We start from the raw sequence: 19,777 nt of genomic DNA on the forward strand, positions 1-19,777 counted from the left end.
AAGGAGGAGTTCATGTGCCGAATTATTATTTATTTGTAGTTGTATCCATTATATTAATTGTTACGCCTGGTCCTGATTTTGCCTTGATTACCAAAAATACCATTTTATATGAAAAAAGAGGAGGCCGTGCGACTACTTATTGAGTGGTCTCAGGACATATTTTACATGCAACAGCTTCGGTCCTCGGTATATCAGCCGTTATTGCTAAATCCATCGTACTTTTTGAGATAGTAAAATATGTGGGTGCGGTTTATCTTCTCTATATTGGAATTAAAGCATTACTGTCTAAACAAAAAAATGACTCGGAGAACCGAGACTATACAGATGCTACGTATCAGACATCTAAAAGGAAATCGTGCTTTCTTCAAGGATTGTTGTCTACTACGTTTAACCCTAAAGCTATCATTTTCTATATTACTTTCCTCAAGTTATTGACCCGCATAAGAATGTATTATTGCAATCCTTTGTGTTTTCGGGAATTTTTATCCTGATTGCATTGTTGTGGCTTTTATTATGTGTCTCTATCCTTAACCGCATTCGTTCATGGTTTAGAAAACCTTCGGTTCAACTTATCTTTGAAAGAATAACGGGAATTACATTGATTTCTTTGGGAATAAAGTTGGCTTTTGAAAAGAGATAATTAAGAACCATCCTAACCACCTATTTATAAGGTGGTTTTTGTTTTCCGCTTAATTAATTGAATAGTTTCTGTTGTTTCCTTCACAAGAATAGGAGTTTTCAATTTTTCTGTATCTGTTAGAACTTTAGTAACTCGTAAAAAAGTCCAACTTGTTTATATTCCATATAGTCTGAACCTCCATTTTTTTACTAAAAATGCGGGTGTATCTTATCTATTATTTAATATAAATATCCAATTAAAAGTTGTTCCGAAATCTTAACCAATTGTTGGATACGAGTTTGACAACACTATTAAACTATTGAAGCATACATCAATTAATGCCCTAAACACCGATATTCTTTATCTGCCTTTATAGCGTCTAATAAATTCCCTGCCAAATTCTCTCGTATTCAATCGTGTTCTTTCTTTTGGTTCATGCTCAATGCCAAAAGAGAACTCTTCATTCAATCTTTTAAGCTCCCCATACATATTTTTTACAGGCACTTCATGTCCATTGACAACCTGATAAATGACAAGTTTAGGCAGAGCGTTTCCATCCTTGTATTGATGAATTCGATACAATCCATTTACGGATTTGACCTCAATTGTTTTAAGCAATTTGCTCATGCAATTACCTCCGAACGAATTCAAATTGTAGTCATATTATAACATGTATTTTCTGATTTTTTCTTCTACTCAGCGGTTTAATAGTGTTTGGTATGTGTACATATCTCAACATTTGAGTAAAAGGTATGAAAGAATTCATAACAAGTTCTTAAATAATTGCACTTATACCAGAATAATTATGAGAAATTGCTAAAAAAGTATGAAGTTGTTCATATCTTTTTCATACGAAAACTATGGTAAAACGAGTGTAGGATTTCTTGATTAGGCAATAAAAAAGCACAGGGAGCTTCATCTGTGCCATTAAAAAAGTGTCATTTATTCAAACTCTTGATAGGTGTTAATAAACTCAAGCAAACTCTGGGCAATTAAATCCTGAACTTTTAGGTGAGGGAACTGGTTCTCGCATAACTTGGAGAACTTGTCATAAATATTTTCATTCAACTTCAAATTTTTGTTCACGTATTTTGCCTTGGTATTGTAGATTTCTTTATCTAAGACAAGCGTAGGTTTTTCGTTTACGGTAGACACTAAGCTCTTCAAGGTTTCTAAATTCTCTTTTATAAAGGTTAATTCCTCTTGAAAGCCAATGGTTGCTTTATCAGAAGGTTTCGCATTTCCTAATGATTCTTTGTCTCGAATAAACTTGAAATATTGATTCTCTCTCGCAATATAGACGAAATCTTCCTTCTGCATTTCCTTTGTGAAGCTGGAATAGGCTATTCCTAAAGTCCCTGCAACCCCTTTTAAATCGCTATTTACCAACATTTTATTGATTTCTTCTGCACGTTTATCGACATCCATTGTAAAAAATATATCTTTATTCATATACTTACTCCTTTCTATTAGTTTTTTAGTATTATAGTAGACTTGCTTTTTCTTTATAACTGCACACTGTCGGAGCTACTTTTAGCAAGGTGTCGTAGAGGTGGATGGCTGAAAATATGGTACTCAAGGATATGTAATTGCAGTGGCTCAAAATTAAGTAATCAGTGGTAATGCAGGGCAATCATTATCAAACTATCAATGAATCTCTATGATATAGAAATGCTGTGAGAAAGGAGTGAAGGGTCTATAGCAACTGTAACAAAAGAAACCAAGAGAAAGGAGAATAAGCAGAACCCAGGTAAAAGTTTCGAGCAGGATTTTTATGCTTCTGTTCCAGCAGATGTATTCTTTTACCGTTTGAAAGATGATAGTTTAGGATTTGCCAACGTGAAAAACCCCTGCGATTTTATCCTATACAAGATTCCGAATATCTATCTGTTAGAGCTAAAGAGCCATAAAGGTAAATCAATTCCTTTTGGAGCTATACAGCATTATCAAATTGAATTATTGCACCGTTACAATCAAATGGATGGAGTGGTTGCTGGATTTGTATTTAATTTTAGGGATGTAAATGAAACGTATTTTGTGGATGCGGTAACAGCGTATCAGTTTTACCATGTCGGAGAACGTAAGAGCTTTTCATTGGAATGGACAAGGGGAAATGGGATTCTTATTCCGCAAAAATTAAAGCGAACTCGGTATCAATATGATTTGTGTAATCTATTAAATTATTAAATTCAATGTGAATTTAAAGAAACGGAGGAATGGAAGTGAGAAAATAATTGAAATTGAAAGTAATTATGAAGGTGAGTTTCACCATAATTTATGGAATATCCTTAAAAGGGAAGTAGAAGAAAAGCCAGAATTTATGGGTTGGTATAGAAAAGAAAGGGTCATTAAGCTGAATGAAGAACTTTACAGGCTAACAGAATTTAAATGCTATCATACTGAAGTATGGCTTCTCTAAAGCCATTTACAGGTGATTTGAGCAAGTTGAAGGGGAAATATGAAGGTGAGTTGAGTTTGTAAATGAAAGAGAAATAGGATAGTATCAGAAGCCCCTGCGAAGGAGCTTCTATTTTCTTTTTATGGCATTGTTTTTGTTTTTTAAATTGTATTTATGGAGAGTGCTATTGCCTTAAGGAACGTCATTGTTATTGAAAATATCATGGTCATCTTCCCTTTAAATACAATGAAATTCTTTCCTCAACCATCTTTTCATTTAAGTCATCTTTGTAATCAAAATAAACGATTCCAAGTTTATAGTAATTACACATTTCTTCTTTTTCCTTATCCCTGACTTTTGTATTTTCTAATGCTTCCTCTCCTCCCATAAAAGCAATTGGTTTGAAGTGCTGTTCCCCTTGATATTCAATTACAAGGTTCAATTCTTCAATGAAAATATCAGCTCTCAAATGGTCGAGCGGGTATTGATGGATAACCGTATAGTTTGGATAAAGTTTTCTTATGATTTCAAGAAGTTTAACTTCAGTTGTCCATTTCTTACCGATTGCAAAGTAACCCATCCGAATCCGTATGACATCTTCACAATAACGTAAGAAATCTGTTAAAGATTCTTCATCGAGCCTTTTATCATCAAATGAATGGGTAATAAGGTAAGGAACTATATCAGAGGAAATAAGTTCTGGTGCATGTATTCTACCTCGTGAACCAATTCCATATCCAAAGGCTAATCCATTTATGTAATGACCATAGATTGAATGGAACTTTGTCCCTTTTAGTGTTTTTCCATATCCATACTTAGGACAGACCCTATTACACACATGGCATAAATTATCTTTGAATTGGAGGGTGTTTATAAAAGCCTCTCCCATATTGAAACGCAATGATTTAGGGATATCCCCAAACTGACTAAATTCTTCGTTTAAAAGGTATGTTTCCATGCCCTTTTTCTGACATGTACAATAGCACACAAGGCTGTTCTTGTTTTCTTGAAAACCAAAAAAAGCACCCAATATTGAAGGATAATGAACGATTGGAAAGGGTAGCTCTTCTTCATAGGTAATACATCCATCTGATTCTAAAGTCGGAACAGCTTCTTTCGGTACAATTTTCGACCGTATGTTACTCACTCTACATTTTCCTTTCTATTCGATACGAAATGAATCCCTGCCTTTTCATATCTGAAGAATGGATTTACTCCATCCCAATCCTTAGCCATTTTAATGGAGGGCAAATTGTTGTCTTCTTCTTTTGTAACAGTACAAACAAAGTAATATTTAATCAAAAGTTCATAGATAAATTCTTCTGTTAGTTGTCCTGCTAAAATAATTTCAGAAATCTGTTTGATATATAGATTTTTCGGTATCATATATATCAAGTTTTTTGAAATATTACCCGATTCAATGGCTTTTTTAGCGTTAGGGGTAATATAATCGGACATGCTATGCTTCCCCTTATACAATCCCTTTTGTCTAAAATAGCTTTCGGTCAAAAAGTAAAGGTCATCACCAATCCCCTTTGAACTAAGATGATATTTCCTTAAAAAGTCATCGGAAATATCCCTTTTAAGCATTAATACTTCAAACAAGTTTTTACTTAGATGACGGATATACTCTTCTCTGTTAAAGGCAGAGGAAGAAGTTTCTTTATTGCGAACAGGAACGTTAATTTCAGCTTCAAACGCTGGAACTGTAGGCTTTGTGCCAGAAGATGAATATTTTCTTTTTTGATAAGCTCCTCTTTTCATATTCCAATTATCACTTCGTTTAATTGCGTACCATATTGCTTTATTTATGGCCGTAGGAATATACGTTTCAAATTCTTTATGATGAAAGGTAGATTGCTTAAACCTTTCTACTAAGTCTGTATTTGTAAAAACAGCCCCACCTGGCACATTCTTTTCAAAATCTAAAATAAACCTCAAAGTCTCTTCGTTTAAAGAAAATTTCTTCATTGAGTCTCAATCCAGTCCATCTTTTTATTTTAAATATATCATTCTTTCTATATTCCAGTATATTACATACTCTCCATTGTCTTTAGTCAAAATTTCTCAACAGTACATCCTTGAATTTGGTAAAATAAAGGTATAAATGGTCGGATGTTAATGGGTAAGGAGGAGGAGAAGTGAAAAAGAAACTAAATGTGCGTGATGTTTGTACTAAATTTATTATCCCTGCTATTTAACAAGCAGGATGGGATTTACATAAACAAATTCGAGAAGAAGTAACCTTTACAGCAGTGAGAATAATCGTAAATAGATTAGAAAAAATAGGAGGATACATAATTATGTGGGCTGATGATGCTTCAAAAATAGATATGTTGGCTTATGAGCCTTATGCAAGTTTGATAAGTGAGATTGCTACGAGTGAAAGAATGAACCCTTTGACAATTGGATTATTTGGCAATTGGGGAAGTGGTAAATCCACTTTGCTTCATCTAATTGAACAGAACACTATGAATCAAACTGAGAAAAAGATTGCGGTTGTTACAGTAAATGCTTGGATGTTTGAAGGCTACGATGATGCAAAAACAGCCTTAATGGAGGCAATTTTGCAAAGCCTTCAAGAAAACCAAACATTTTTCAAGGAATCAACAGATAAGATTAAAAATTTAATTAAACGAGTTGACTGGATTAGGGTCGGTAGCACAGCCTTAAAAAAGGGCATTCCTTTATCTTTGAGTTTATTAGCAGGAAATCCTTTACCTATGCTTCTTGGAGGTTTCAAACTTGAAAATTTTGATTCAGAAAAAGAGATAGGACAGCATTTGGACAATGCATCTCAAATGAAAAAAGACTATATCAACGCTCAGCAACAAGAAAATATCATTGAAAATGTGCGAAAATTCAGAGAGGACTTCGTAAACATAATTCGTACATCAAATATAGACAATTTAATCATTATGATAGACGACTTAGATAGATGCAATCCTGATAGAATAATAGAAACACTTGAAGCAATTAAGCTGTTTCTTGCTGTTGAAAAGACTACATTTGTTATTGCAATGGATGAGAACATCATCACTTATTCAATCAAAAGAAAATATCCTCAATTGGATGATGTAGAAATAGATGTTTCGACTGATTACATTGAAAAAATAGTTCAACTTCCTATCAGAATAGCGGAATTAGCTGAGACTGATATAAAAAATTATATGCTTCTTTTAATAAGCGAAATGTACTTAAGTGAAAATGTACTAAACAAATTAATCAATAAGTTAAGGGACAAGGGTATTTTTGTTAGAGGAGAAATTATAAGCGGGAAAGAGATAATAGAAATAATCAATGGGGTAACAAGTACGGATGGTGACAAGTATAAACAGGGCTACAGTCAATCTGATTTTGAAGAGCAAATTCAAATTTTCAATAGTATTGGAAGTGTTATTGCGGCCACTTTGAAAGGGAATCCAAGACAAACCAAGAGATTTTTAAATACGTTCTATATGAGAAAACGTCTTGCTGAGATACAAAGAATAGAACTGAATTTATCAGTTTTAGCAAAGTTGATGGTTCTTGAGTACACCGACAGAGATTTATTTAGAGAGCTATATCAGTGGCAATTTGAAAATAACGGAACTCCAAAGCAGTTATCAGATATTGAAAACCAGATATTAAACGAGGGTTTAAATGATGAGGAAAAACCCAAAACGGGTCAAGAACAGAAAAATAATGCTTGGTTTGGAGACAAAATAAAAAGATGGGTTGGTGTTGAACCATCTAATTTATCTGAAGTTGATTTATCTCAATATTTCTATTTAGCTCGAGATTCCGTTTCAGACAAAAAACTATTTTCAATAAACTTAAATCAGGAAGAACGGAAGTTTATTAATCAAATCTGTAACGCTACCACTGCAGAAATTGTAAGAAAGAAAAAGATTGAAGAGCTAAAAGTAATGGATGAAGTAACTCGAAGTGAAATCGTTAAAGGAGTCATCTCAAAATATAATCAGGACCAAAATTATCATTTATGGGTGCTAATTGAACTATATAAAATGTTTCCTCAATATCAGCCAAAAATCTATGAGGAACTGAAAAAGATTAAGAAAGGCTTAATTACTCCGACTGAAATATTCTTGTTCAAACAGTTGGACAGTGAAACGTTTGAAAAATTAAAAGCGTATTATGTGGAATCGAAGAAATCGTCTAAAAAGCTATGGGAAATAGGGTGATAAGGAATGGGAACGTCAAAAGGTTATTTACCGCCAACAGGATATTTATGGCCAGAAGCTAAAAGAGATGTAACAAGCATGGTTAAAAACGGATTTAGCCCTTCTTCAATAGGTAAAGCAGTGTCAAGTTTTTCAAAGGCAATGAGCGGTGGGGGTAACTCGCACACTGGTTCTATTGCAAGAGTAGGGGCGAAAGCAGTAAATTTTATTGAAGCTGTAAAGAATTACGGATTTATTGGTGCTTTAGAGAAGGTTGGATTGGCACATTTACGTGGCAAGTCTTCAGAAGAGGTTCGAGCAGGTCTTTTGGAATATTTTAATGATAGCGGAAATGATTTTTATGATAGTATTGCCCAGCAAAGCATGAGTGAGCTTATGCGTGAGCTTTTAAAAAGTGCAGTGGATGAAGAAGATTACAATAACATAGTAGGTTCTATCAAACCTGGAGAATTTATTAGAGAGTTTATTGTGAAATTTATACAAAATTGTTTTCTTTCCAACTTTGCAGAGAAGCTGCTAACTATGTTTGATAATTTACAAAAATATGATAGTGCCGAGAAAAGTGTTAAAACTTTTATCCGTACTTCAATAGAGTCCGAGTTTACAATAGAAACCATTCAAAAAGTTGACTGGAACGGACAGCAAGGCAAACAAATAATTACAGATAAATGTAACAAGGCATTTGAAATATTATCAGTTTGGAGTGAGACTCTTGTTTAATATTTGGATTAATAAGCAGGATGATGAATTTGAAAATAACGGAAACTTAGCAGAGAACGTATTGCTATTTAATCTCTTCGATAAGAACAATAAATCAAATGTTAAGACAGATGCGGAACAACTTTGGCGAAGATTTGGAAATCAAACATTATCAGATATTACCGAGGATTTATTAGTAATAGCAATCAGTATTTTCTGTGCTGATAAAAGAATTCCTCGAAGAAGGTCATCCGATAATTGGACAAGGAATATTAAACTTTATCTCCCCGTTCTGGAAATGGAAAAATGGATTTTAGTTAAAAACGATTTGGAAAAAACACTTGGTTTCTTAAGTGGCGATAACTGGATATTTGAATTCAGAAAATCTACGAGCAAGTTTAGAGCAAATAAGAAAAACACAAAATATAAACTTATCGACAGAGAAAAGTATGACTCAGTAAGTCTTTTTTCTGGCGGTTTAGATTCATTTTGTGGTGCTTTAACACTATCAGATAAGCAGAAAAACACTTGCTTTGTTGGCTTTAGGGAGTACAATCTTTTAACTAACAGACAGCATGAACTTTTTAATGAGATTGATAAAGCATATCCTGCATTGAGTAAAGAGTTAATTTTATTTAACGCTAATCCTTTAGCTCCGCTTCAAAGGGGTGGAGAAAAAACCAAGCTGGGGTCTGAAAGTACAAGTAGAAGCAGGTCATTTCTATTTTTAGCGGGTGCAGTTGCTATCGCTTCTATATTAGGTGACGAAACACCTGTATATATACCAGAGAACGGATTCATTGGTATAAATGTTCCTTTAACGGATAGTAGGAATGGAAGTTGCAGTACCAGAACTACCCATCCTATCTTTTTGAAATCTTTGAATCACATCCTTCAGTCGGTCGGTTTAAAACATAAAATATCTAATTTTTATTGGGACAAATCTAAGGGTGAAATTGTTGCAGAACATAAAGCTAATCCTGTTTTCAAAAGAAGTGCTCATAGAACTCTTTCATGCTCCCACCCTTGTTTATCAAGGTATGATAGAAAATATGATAAAAGTATAGAAATTCCTTGTAACTGTGGATATTGTTATCCGTGCCTTATTAGAAGGGCATCGTTTTTAACAACAGGTAAAGATTCTACCATATATAATTCGGTATATAGAATAAATAAAGAATTCTTAACAAAATACAACAACCTTCAGGGCAGAGCAAGTGATTTAAAAGCTGTACTCTTTAGTTTAAGGAGATATTACAAACATAAAGATGATGGTGAGTATATTAGGACACTTTTGATTCGACAAGGCCCTTTATCAACGGATGAAATTGAAGCCTATGAACGGTTATATCACAAATCAATGAGCGAATTATTGGAAATGATTAGGTTTGAGGATTCCCGAAATAGTGGTGGTTTAATGGAATATTTAGGGATAAAGGAATTATTAGAAGATGCCCAACTTAGTTGATTTTCATATTCATATAGATTATCACGAAAACTTTCGGGAAATGTATGATTATTTTAGTCAAAATGAAATATACGCTTTGTTTGTTACAAATTTGCCTGAAATATTTGAACGATGTAAAAGGGAGTTCCCAGAATCTAAATATGTAAAGATTGCAATGGGCTACAATCCACAATTAGCAAAGACACACAGTTTTAATAGGTTTGTATTTGAAAAATGGCTCCCCCATACAAAATATATTGGGGAAGTTGGTTTAGATTATTCTAAAGAATTTATAGAAACTAAAAGTGAGCAACAAAAAGCATTTCAATATATTTGTAAACGAGCAGGAGAAACAAGCAAGATATTGTCAATACATTCGAGAATGGCTGAAAGAGATACCTTGGATATTTTATTAGAAAATAAGGTTCGATTTGCAGTATTTCATTGGTATTCTGGTAGTAAAACACTGTTAGAAGAAATAATCGAAAATGGTTACTATCTATCCGTAAACTATTCAATGCTTACTTCTGTAAAGGGTCTAAATATAATAAGAGCAATTCCTTTGGATAGGTTGCTTATTGAAACCGATGCTCCTTTTGGAAAATCTAATATAAAAGGAAAGTCATACAACTTACCTGTAATTTATAAGGAATTTGAAGAAAAGCTCCAAATTAAAAACTTTAGTTCTATTGTATTTAATAACATAAAAAGGCTGTTAAATGAGCAACAACAGTATGTCAAATAGCAAGTTAGAACCATATCATTATTGGATTAAGTAATGATTTCAAACAAGGATATTTGAAAGTGGTGAATTGTAATGGAAGATGCATTTAAGCACTTACGGAAATGGCAAAGGATGATGAATCAATTAAACCGAAATTCAGAAATGATTAGCAATATGACGAGAGCCAGTGAATTGGCAAACAAAATGGCAAACCGTAGTGTAGTAGCAAGTTATATGGAACATGCGAGTGCTTTTGGAAAGGTTAGTACACTGGCAAGTGAAGTAGCAAAGAGTGGTATATTAGCGAATGAAGTTGCTAAAAGCGGTCTAATAGCAAGTGAATTATCTAAAAGCAGTCTAATAAACAGTTTTTATAAAGAGCCACTGTTGGCAAAAGTAGGTATGATTAAAATCCCACGTCATGACTTTTCTCAAATGGCAAGTGCTGTGGCAAGTTTAAGAAACCAAAGTTTAGCTCTTTCAAGTGCTTCCCAATTTGCTCCCTTTTTTAATCAAATATCTTTTGCAATCAACAGTTCCTTTGTGGAAAATCTAAGTGAATATATTCATGATACAGAAGATGACGTAGAAGAAATAGAGGAACAACTTGAAGAAGATATTCAAGTGAAAATTAAGCGGCCGCAATTTTTCGATATGGCTCTTAAAATCAATATTATTGTTAATGTTACAGAAGCAGAAGTTCAGGAGGGAAAGTTAAACGAAGAAGAAGTAAGCACTTGGAAAAAAGTTCTGTTACCAGTTCTGACGGTTCTCGGTCAACTTTTTCTTGCTTGGGCAATGAGTGACACCCCTTTGCGTGAAACAAATATTTACAAAAGCGTTGAGACTATCGTTCATTATGTAGAAACACTTGATATAAATTTTGATGACGTGGAACAGCCTGGCTCGGAAGCTCAATCATCATAAGTGAAAGGATGGGGCTTTAGTTGTCCATTTCAAGTTTGAAAAGGAGACGAATGAAGCCCTAAGCCTAACCATTAACCAGTATATAATCCTGCAACGGATTGAGTATAATCACTCCACCTTTTTTTGTTTCGTAGTCTATAAAATCGACCATAACCTCTTTATCTCCCTCTGAATAAAAAACGTCTTCTTCAATTTCCACCACTTTAGTCACCTTATTCTTACTGGCATGATAGGAAGCCATCATTTCCAACTCGATTATCATTCCAGCTTTAAAATCCTTTGCTTTTACGAGCATGAGCAGTTCCTCCCTCCATGACCTTTTGCCGACCGCTTTAACAATACTTATTATATCAATTCCTACTACCGATACTACGTTTTCAATGTTCGATACCGTCCGACCAAGAAGTGGGATAATTAAATCGAGTTTAAAATGCAACTCCATTTGAGAAGAGGAAGGGAGAGAAGTAAGAATAAAAATTGTGGATTTCTCCTGCTCTAAAACGCCTTATTCCCTTGTGGCTGTAAGGTAGAACGACTTTTCAACTTTCGGAAAACATAAACCTATATAGTCCCAAAAAAATATCTAAAATTCATTTGAACAATGCAGAAATAGGTTATTACGAAATGTCAAAGGACTTTTTCCAAAGCCTCTACTTATTTTGAAGAATCTAAGGTCTAATTAATTATCAAAACAATAACTTTTATCATCAGCCAAGCTGAAAAAGGCAAAGAAAATAAATCTCATTCTATAAAACAAGCGATGGAAAAAGTCATTCATCTAACAAAACGTCAAAAGATTTTTGGATACAAAACATTACTGAAATAGTCGTCACTACTATATAAAGAAAACTATTAACTATTCAATCGCCAGTTGCGATTTACTTAAGAAATATCTAAGTTCAGTTGAAAAGTTCAAAAGAGCAAAAGAGCAACTATTTACCTTTAAGTAAAATATATAATTACGTAAAACCCAGATAATGCCGAAAACCACCAAACAATAAAAATTTTAAGTTAAAAATAACTCAAATAAGGTGATGGTATATAACTATTTGTAAAATTTTATGTAAAGCAAGGTAGAGCAGATAATCTATGTATTGCCTTCTTCAAATTTGATTTACTAAAGGTGTTAATAACTTTAATCAAGGAGGCAAAAGGAAAATGAATACTATTAATAATACAAGATATGATTTTGAGCAACTGCGACAACAAATTATCAACCAAGATAAATGGAGAAATGACGTATTTGTGGTATATCCGTTTGAAGCTGGTAGTGGAAAGTCAAGAGAGTCACAACGGTTCTTGGGCGAGATGACCAAACAATATAGCTTCCGAGCTTTATATGTACAACGATTTGTAAAAGATAATCAGCTTCAAGAGACGGTAAATCGTATCAATGAATATGCTGAAAAAGAGGTTGCGGTTGGAATTACAGGTGAAGACAACAAATCTAAAAAGGCGTTAAAAAAGGCAATAGAAGCACAAATTCTGGTATGCAGTCATTCTATGTACAAGCAGTTTTGTCGGGGGTTGCACCCAGAATTGACTAATAATCGGCAAATTTTGATTATTGATGAACGAATGGATTTAGTAGAGAGATTTACCGTTTCAATTGAGGATATTGGCAATCTGTGGGGAAGTTTTGCTCTTTATAAACAAGGCGAAATAGTCGAAGTATTGGCGAAACTTCTAAAGAAAAAATACTATCATTATCTACCATTGATTGGGTCTGTAAATAAAAAGGAAATGTATTATGTTGATTTTAAGGAAGATGACTTTGCAAAGTATCAATCAGCTCTTGATGAACTAATTAGTTTAGTTACAGACAAGAACCATAAGATGCTATTGATGAAAGTGAAGAATCTTATAAAAAGTGGTGGACTATTCTTTGAAAACCAATTTCATTCAATTGAGGATATACGGTATGTTATGTTAGAAAATAATATAATCTTGGATGCAAATGGGAGTTTTGATGCAACCTACAGATTCTTTAATGAAATGTTCTCCATCCAAAAACAGCCTCCAATATTTGATTATTCCCAAACAATTCTCCATCATTTTGAAGTGAAAACAGGTAAAGGGAGCTTAGAAAAATATGCAAGGTTCTTTCAGGATTCTCTTGAAAAGATTGATTTTAGCTGTGGTAGCAAGATTCTATTTGTTACGGATAAAGACAGTGTAGACAAGGTTCAAGAAGCATTGTTGATGAAGTTTGCTCAGATGGGAGATAACTTAGAAGAGATTGAGGAACATCTAAATATAAAACTTGAGACGGAGTATTTTGGTAACATTATTGGCCGCAACGATTTCAGAGATTTTGATAGGGTAGTTATTCTTAAAACCCCGAATTACTCGTATATTGACTATTCTATGCTGTATTTCTACTTTCAAGTATTCGGAGGAAACTCTGTTGGGAATATTCAAGTGTTTGAACATGAGCAAGTTGAAGCAATCAGAAAATCCGTAGTTGCTGGGGAGATTTACCAAGCTATTAAGAGAATTAACAGGGACTTAACGAAAAAGGCGGATATCTATCTTTTCTGCGGTAATCAAGAGGCGGTAGATATGGTATTAAATCAATTGCAAAATGTGCAATACGTGAAGCGTGAAATGACTATAGAGAATAAAAGGAAAAAATCTGATAGCGAACGGAAGGAGCAATCTTCCTTTGATAAGAAGGTAACTTTGGTTCAGGAGGCTCTTGTGGCTTGTGCTAAAAAAGTAAGTAGCATTAAAAAGAAGGAGTTTAGAGAACAGCTCGGAATTCTGGATAAACACTTATTTGCTAAAATCCTAAAAAACCTTGCCCCTTTTTTACAAGCAAATCAAATCGAAAGTCATGGGCAACAGCTCATATTTAAATAAATAGCAGTTACGGGGTGTCTTTACAGGCATCCTTTTTCTGTTACATCAGCAATGTTGTATTGCACATTCGTTTGCCTTAGAGTCAGAGGAAATATCAATGATGTGCGTTGAAATAGTATCATCATTATTCAAAAACAGATGATAGGTAAGTACCTTCTATAGAAAGTTCAAGTGCAACTGGGGTAATACGTTCACCTGTTATAGAAAACACTGGATGAATAAAAATAAAAAACCAACTTTTACATAAAGCCAAATGGATAAAGAAAAAAACAATATCTAACGAAAGGTTAAAACTGCTATTATCCATTTGCTTTGTATTATACAGCTTTTTTGTAAAAGCATATGGCATTGGTATTTAAACATATATCCCTTAAATATTCTGGTTATCGGTGATTGTTTTATTTTTACTATGACATTTCGATAAAGCCTTGGTTCTTTTGGTAACAAAAGAGCCTTTTTTCATGAACAATGCTTCTTTAATAGATGCAGTTTGATAAGACCCAGTGGTATTCCAATGTACTGTGGCTTTTCGGACATCAGTTTTTGTGCTGTTGGCACATTGAATTGTATTGGTTGTTCCGTATAGTTTCAAATCATCGTAGAAGTTTTATTGTATCAATGTATTTAATTTTCAATTTATCAGAGGTTTTTTGACATAGTTACATTTGAATACAAAGTGATAAATCTACAACAAAGGATGTTTTAAATCATAGGAAAGCGAAGGCTTTATGTAAAAGTTCCATGTTTTTCGGAAGACCTTAGATATTGTTGAAAGAATAGATTATTTTTGTGCTATTGGCACATTGTATAGTGGTTCAATTTGATATTGCATTTTTATCCAATATGTAGATGTATTCGATATGAGGGAAATCTCAAAAGTTGTTTTTTAGCAAAACTCCTCTTTATAAGAAGAATATAAATACAACTTTTCGTAAAGTATTTCGACATAATTCAATTCAAAGTTTTCATCAAGCGAACGTGTAAAACAACATTTTAACGATTTAATTTAATAAAGTATCATTATGTAAATTTTTAACAGGTAAATAGCGTTTGAAACATATTTTTATAGAGTTGTTGCAGTGGATAGAAACGAAAAAAAGTAGCCAACGGGGTTGAAGGTGCTCGAACACTATCCGACCATTTTTGCCCCTAAAAAAACTTGTAAATTGATAAACTGGTATTACATAAGAGGTAATTGATAGAAAGGAGAAGACGATATAGTGACCACTGAACAAATTAAAATAGCCATCGACCAACTGGAAAGAACGCTGTTTCTCCATTCATTACAACCACTGGCGATTAAAGAGGTGGAGCAAATGCAGGAAAAAGTAAAGGAGTTAAAAGAAACCTTTTTAGAAACGTGCTTTGAAGGCAGTAGCGTTGAAGAACTGGAAGAAATCCGATTCAAATTAGTGGAAATTAGATACAGCATCATTATCGCAAAAAAAGAGCAGTTGCACTTGAATGTAACGGATGATGTTAGGAAACTTGAAAGTTTATACAGAACAGCTTAATAGAAAAGAAGGAGGAAGAAAAAGTGAAAAATAATCCAGATAATTTTTTTGTAAAGGACCCTCAAAAATTAAAGTTATATGATATGTGCATGGAGTTAAATAAATTAGTTTATCAACATGTAAAACAGTTTCCCTGGATAGAAGAGAAGAATATGAAAATCCAAGCAATAAAAAGCATTTCCAGTATTGGGGCTAATCTCTGCGAGGGCAACGGTCAAATCTATCCAGCAAAAGAATTGACGTTTCTTAATAATAGCCTTGGCAGTGCTCAAGAGTCCCGATATTGGTACGACTTGGCAAGGGTGAATTCATATATAACCGAGGAACAATTTAAAACAGCGGATGACCTTTTACAAGCTGTTATTCTAATTCTAATAAAAATGATGAAAAACTTGAAGAACCAAGGAGTAGCATAGTTCTCCCTGCCCCCATATTTCTTTGTCGAATAGAACCAATCCTGACTAAGATGCGACTACACATAGTTCTATATAGCATATATTTGGTAAGGCAATAGTCGGTAAAAAAATTATTGACATATAATAAATATGAGTGTAAATTATGAATACAGGCAACGCCAATAGATTTGTTGCCTAAAGAAGATTTTTTGAAACTAACTTATACATTTCTATTAATGTATTATTATCTGATGACGGTAAGAGGCCGTATTTATTTCTTGTAATTTCATATAGGTTTTTTGACTATATCCAAAAGGTTTTTTTCCCTATGGTTATGTCTACCTATGTGTTCTTACAAAAAATAAATACGGTCTTTTTGTCGTTCCTTGAAAAATCGATAAAGGGAATTTTTTGTAGAATTGACTGCTATTGGACAGGATTCACCTAATAAATAGTACGTAATGGAATTGTTATTTGCATTAGGTATGAAAATTTCAAAATTTAAATCTGGAGGAGTAAAAAATGGGTTATCAAGAATCATTTATTAAATTCAAGGATGAAAAAACTTTGGTACAAGAATTGAGAAGATATGAGAAAGGTGAAAAGGATAGCGACCTTGTTCATATTGTTGCGTAGATAGGGTTAAAAAACAAGTTTCGCCATTTAACGAAGGTGAATTAGTTGTAGTGGCTGGTGGAGAGAGAAGCCAACAAAGAGATAAGAACAGACTGCAAAAAGAATTAGGGATTAAAAATATTGTAGATATTGTGTTTATTGATAATCCGTTTTATTGGGAAATGGCAGAGGAAAAAGGGAATGATTTTGGAGACTTCTTAACGGAGCATTTTGAATCACTATTAGAGAATGAATATGAAGAACTTTTTAAAAATGAGGAGGAAATAATTATGCAAATTAATCAGAGTGTGGAAAATACCCAACAAACTAATATAAAACTTCAAATGGAATTGGCTATGGAAAAGCTGGAACATATTAGAACAATATTGGAGCTAAGTTCTGGAATAGATATTGTGATTGGATTAAATGAAGGAGAATACTCGTTATTTCAGGGATTGTGATAATTGTGGGGGATACCATTTGTTAGAAACCTATTCAACTGAGGAAGCAGTTGCATTAGTTGCTGAAACTGAGGCTGAGGATTTAATCGAGATGTATTTTACTGAATGAGATACAAAATAATGAATTAGTTTGATAGTAACGTGTAGGAGTATTACAGACTCTGCACGTTACTTCTTATGGTCGTTCTGTTCAGATAAAGAATTACTTATATTTTTGGGCGGGAAAGGTTATGAAACTGATGTTGAAAAAATTGTATGGAGATAAATATAAATACAAGAACTTGAATATCTCCAACTACGGAATGAAAGAGTATTAAAAGAAAAAATAGAGAGATTATTTCGAGAAAGTGTAAGTAGGTTTGTGCTTGATAATACCACTGGCATTTCTAAAACATTATTTGTGATTTTTGCAAATACTCTTATATGTTTCAGTAAAGATAATATGTTGAAGAACTACTTTTATGTGGGACACTTTACAGAAAATTTGCTGGAGATTTAACCATTTTAAAATTAAAAGGAGAAGTAACTATGGGGACTATTGATATCAATAATGAAGAGTTAAATATAAATGAATTACAAGAAATATTGGCAGTCGAAAAGCTCGACCACATTTGCTCCATTATTAAGTTTAAATTTGGAATTGAATGTGATTGGGAAATTGATGGGGAGTTAGAGGAGTTTACAATTTATCTTGAAGATGAAGTCGAAGATGTTTGTTTCAATCACACGTATTCATTGGAGGATTTAATTGACTGTGATGTAACAGAACAAGCATATTTTCTAAGAAGATGGTTAAATACTTGTATTTCGCTAAAATGTATTCAAGATTATGAAAAAGAGAGAGGGAAGAATCCATATAATAATATTGTACCGATTAGACGTTGATAACAAGAGGCTTAAAGTAAAACCCGCAAAAAGTAGTAGTTGTTGCAATTGTCTTATTCCGAGTATATTCTATAAATAATAACATCAATTTGTAAAATAATATCAATCTTAATAGGGAAGCCAAAGTCGATTTAAAAAAATTCAAAAAATTGACTATTGGCTTCCCTTTTTGGATTCAAAGACTATATACCAAATAAGGATGGAAAAAATGAGTTCTCTAATTGTTGTAAGTCTATTTGCTGTAGCAATTATTGCGGTTTTAGCAATGTTATCAATAAAAGTTATTTTAAAGAAAAGGAGATAGGTAGCAGTCCCTAAAAGCAGTACATGCAAAGTAAAAAGTATAATACCTCCCATTGTAATTGACTTTAGTGAAAGGTAGGAATGAAAAGTGACAAATGAATATAAGAAGTTTCATCGGAGGTCTCGGTGTTATATTACGATGCCAATTAAAAGCCCTGATTCAATTAGGAGGGAACAAGATATAAAGGAGTTTCTTGAATTTTTAAAGTGGCTGAAAAGCAGAAGAATCTATTGAAAAAGGGAGAGAGACTATTGGCATTCGAGAGAAATAAAAAGAGCAGTAATCCAAGCCTTGGGAAAGAGATGTCCGTTGCTGATATGAGCCACCCTATTCTAAAGGAAAATAAAAAGGCTCTGGCTTTATTAGACGAAATAGATAAAAGGAAGTTTAGATTTTTTAGAAGGAAGGCAGATAAAAAGTTATGAAAGTAACATCGTTATTTACAGTAAAATTTAAACTAATCCTTGAATTTGGTAATGGGGAATATCGGCTCTTAGACATCAAGCAATTCTTGCGTGATGATAAAGGCAAGTTAGCCGAAGTTAGAGATAATATTGATATGTTTCAAACAGCAATGCTTGATAATGTAGCAGGTACAGTCGTTTGGGAAAACGGGGTAGATTTTGAACCTGAACATTTATATTCGGAAAGTGTAAATATTGACCATATTTTAGTAAATGAAGAAATGAAGCGAGGTCAATATTACCTGCTTAGGATGATGAATGATTTTATCAAGGAACAGGAAAAGCAGAAAAGGGAGAGAGGTGAATAAGGATGGGACAATATCTTCAAATGGGAATTGGTTATAGGATGGAAATTGATAAGAAGAGATTGGACAAGGTAGGAGTTACTATTGAAAAATTAGAAATTGGGTTAAATAAACACTTTGATATGTCCTTATATGAATTTAACGAAACCCATGACAAAGTCATTTTTGAAATTAAAGAATCCGTAGTCTTAGAACAATTGCAGGAATTTATACAATATCAATATTCGATGTATCCCCAAGAACAGCCATATACTGATTGTTTTATATCGGCTGTGGAAATAATCGGTGGATTATCGACATTTCAAGAAATAGTACAAGTAGTAGAAGAGAGGAATTTTCCTTGCTTTCAATCCAATAGAATTACCGATGAAATTAAAGTATCAGCTTGGGATTGGTTGGAAATTGATATATCAATGTTCGTGTTTTTTGTAGAGGGAAAGATATTTATGGAAGGATATAATTCCTTATTAAAATTTATTGAAAATAATGTAAGACAATCGAGTGAAAAATGGACAATTGCTGGAGCATTTAGATGTTTTATTGAATAATTTTTGAAAAAGAAGAAAAAGGATAAAAACGAGAAATAAAGGAGATTTGATTGAGGATTAATTTAATTCTACTTCTTTTCAAATCTCTTTTACTCTCAGATTGAAACTTGCTTATCTATATAATCTTTCATTTTGATAAAGGGATTTAAAAAATATATCATATATAATAGAAGAAACTCGGAAAAGGGTGAAAAATATATGGAAAAGAATTGGGCAGTAGAGTGTTGGGGGAATATCGGAGTAACCGAGATATTTTATAGCAAGAAACAGGCGGAGGCGTACTTCCTCAGCATTAGGGCAAAATTAGATAGTAGCAAATATATCTTTACCAGAGATTCAATCGTAGATATAAACGATAGTAGTAATGCTGTTTATCTTACCAACCTAAATGAGCTTGAATGAAAATACAGTACCGTCTTTAGTTTT

Annotated in this window: 20 protein-coding genes and 1 pseudogene; 16 read left to right on the plus strand and 5 right to left on the minus strand. The window is 33.1% G+C overall.

The annotated features are described in order from the left end of the window. Positions 1-14 precede the first annotated feature (14 nt). Both RTL21_RS06615 and RTL21_RS23220 read left to right on the plus strand, forming a co-directional pair. A complete protein-coding gene (locus RTL21_RS06615) occupies positions 15-143 on the plus strand; it encodes a hypothetical protein (protein WP_268871095.1) in 129 nt (42 codons plus the stop codon). Next, positions 144-640, plus strand: a pseudogene (locus tag RTL21_RS23220) (LysE family translocator). Between the two features lie 339 nt (positions 641-979). Here the strand turns inward: RTL21_RS23220 and RTL21_RS06620 are convergent. Further along, entirely contained in the window at positions 980-1,246 is a 267-nt protein-coding gene (locus tag RTL21_RS06620) for a hypothetical protein (protein WP_036178177.1), read from the minus strand. Positions 1,247-1,561: 315 nt separating this feature from the next. Then, entirely contained in the window at positions 1,562-2,071 is a 510-nt protein-coding gene (locus RTL21_RS06625) for a hypothetical protein (protein WP_036178180.1), read from the minus strand. A 357-nt stretch (positions 2,072-2,428) separates the two neighbouring features. Here RTL21_RS06625 and RTL21_RS06630 point away from each other — a divergent pair, with 357 nt between their 5' ends. Further along, positions 2,429-2,806 carry a Holliday junction resolvase RecU gene (locus RTL21_RS06630; protein ID WP_312094573.1) on the plus strand — a complete coding sequence of 126 codons (378 nt, stop codon included), beginning with the start codon at positions 2,429-2,431 and terminating at the stop codon, positions 2,804-2,806. Between the two features lie 437 nt (positions 2,807-3,243). Here the strand turns inward: RTL21_RS06630 and RTL21_RS06635 are convergent, their stop codons facing one another. Then, on the minus strand, positions 3,244-4,164 hold the full coding sequence (locus tag RTL21_RS06635) for a hypothetical protein (protein ID WP_312094575.1): 921 nt from the start codon (positions 4,162-4,164) through the stop codon (positions 3,244-3,246). Next, entirely contained in the window at positions 4,161-4,988 is an 828-nt protein-coding gene (locus RTL21_RS06640; protein WP_211254629.1) for a hypothetical protein, read from the minus strand. The genes RTL21_RS06635 and RTL21_RS06640 overlap by 4 nt, the downstream gene beginning before the upstream one ends. A 332-nt stretch (positions 4,989-5,320) precedes the next feature. On the opposite strand from RTL21_RS06640, the gene RTL21_RS06645 reads away from it, so the two are divergent. From RTL21_RS06645 to RTL21_RS06665, 5 genes are all read left to right on the plus strand, one after another. Further along, positions 5,321-7,201, plus strand: a complete 1,881-nt coding sequence (locus RTL21_RS06645) for a KAP family P-loop NTPase fold protein (RefSeq protein WP_036178182.1) — start codon at positions 5,321-5,323, stop codon at positions 7,199-7,201. A gap of 6 nt (positions 7,202-7,207) precedes the next feature. Then, entirely contained in the window at positions 7,208-7,921 is a 714-nt protein-coding gene (locus RTL21_RS06650) for a hypothetical protein (RefSeq protein ID WP_036178184.1), read from the plus strand. After that, entirely contained in the window at positions 7,914-9,368 is a 1,455-nt protein-coding gene (qatC, locus tag RTL21_RS06655; RefSeq protein WP_036178186.1) for a Qat anti-phage system QueC-like protein QatC, read from the plus strand. The genes RTL21_RS06650 and qatC overlap by 8 nt, the downstream gene beginning before the upstream one ends. A 40-nt stretch (positions 9,369-9,408) precedes the next feature. After that, on the plus strand, positions 9,409-10,092 hold the full coding sequence (locus RTL21_RS06660) for a TatD family hydrolase (RefSeq protein WP_235802069.1): 684 nt from the start codon (positions 9,409-9,411) through the stop codon (positions 10,090-10,092). 114 nt (positions 10,093-10,206) lie between these two features. Beyond that, on the plus strand, positions 10,207-10,998 hold the full coding sequence (locus tag RTL21_RS06665) for a hypothetical protein (RefSeq protein WP_312094581.1): 792 nt from the start codon (positions 10,207-10,209) through the stop codon (positions 10,996-10,998). 64 nt (positions 10,999-11,062) lie between these two features. On the opposite strand, the gene RTL21_RS06670 is transcribed toward RTL21_RS06665, so the two are convergent. Continuing rightward, a complete protein-coding gene (locus tag RTL21_RS06670; protein ID WP_312094583.1) occupies positions 11,063-11,440 on the minus strand; it encodes a hypothetical protein in 378 nt (125 codons plus the stop codon). Positions 11,441-12,156: 716 nt separating this feature from the next. Here RTL21_RS06670 and RTL21_RS06675 point away from each other — a divergent pair. The 8 genes from RTL21_RS06675 (at position 12,157) to RTL21_RS06710 (ending at position 19,351) form a co-directional block, all read left to right on the plus strand. Next, positions 12,157-13,860 carry a DEAD/DEAH box helicase family protein gene (locus RTL21_RS06675; RefSeq protein ID WP_312094585.1) on the plus strand — a complete coding sequence of 568 codons (1,704 nt, stop codon included), beginning with the start codon at positions 12,157-12,159 and terminating at the stop codon, positions 13,858-13,860. A gap of 1,220 nt (positions 13,861-15,080) precedes the next feature. Next, positions 15,081-15,374 carry a hypothetical protein gene (locus tag RTL21_RS06680; protein ID WP_312094587.1) on the plus strand — a complete coding sequence of 98 codons (294 nt, stop codon included), beginning with the start codon at positions 15,081-15,083 and terminating at the stop codon, positions 15,372-15,374. Between the two features lie 23 nt (positions 15,375-15,397). Continuing rightward, positions 15,398-15,790 (plus strand): four helix bundle protein, encoded by a 393-nt coding sequence (locus tag RTL21_RS06685; RefSeq protein ID WP_036178198.1) that lies wholly within the window; start codon positions 15,398-15,400, stop codon positions 15,788-15,790. A gap of 665 nt (positions 15,791-16,455) precedes the next feature. After that, positions 16,456-16,845: a hypothetical protein gene (locus tag RTL21_RS06690; RefSeq protein ID WP_036178200.1), complete on the plus strand. Its 390-nt coding sequence runs from the start codon at positions 16,456-16,458 to the stop codon at positions 16,843-16,845. 528 nt (positions 16,846-17,373) lie between these two features. After that, positions 17,374-17,730: a hypothetical protein gene (locus RTL21_RS06695; RefSeq protein ID WP_036178202.1), complete on the plus strand. Its 357-nt coding sequence runs from the start codon at positions 17,374-17,376 to the stop codon at positions 17,728-17,730. A 510-nt stretch (positions 17,731-18,240) separates the two neighbouring features. Next, entirely contained in the window at positions 18,241-18,459 is a 219-nt protein-coding gene (locus RTL21_RS06700; protein ID WP_036178206.1) for a hypothetical protein, read from the plus strand. Beyond that, positions 18,456-18,806 (plus strand): DUF2442 domain-containing protein, encoded by a 351-nt coding sequence (locus RTL21_RS06705; RefSeq protein ID WP_036178209.1) that lies wholly within the window; start codon positions 18,456-18,458, stop codon positions 18,804-18,806. Before RTL21_RS06700 ends, RTL21_RS06705 begins: the two co-directional genes overlap by 4 nt. A 2-nt stretch (positions 18,807-18,808) precedes the next feature. Further along, the gene (locus RTL21_RS06710; RefSeq protein WP_036178211.1) at positions 18,809-19,351 is read left to right on the plus strand and encodes a hypothetical protein; all 543 of its coding nucleotides are present in this window, start codon (positions 18,809-18,811) and stop codon (positions 19,349-19,351) included. Positions 19,352-19,777: the final 426 nt, after the last annotated feature.

The sequence above is a fragment of the Niallia sp. genome (assembly GCF_031978665.1).
In the GTDB taxonomy this organism is placed as follows: Bacteria; Bacillota; Bacilli; order Bacillales; family Cytobacillaceae; genus Niallia.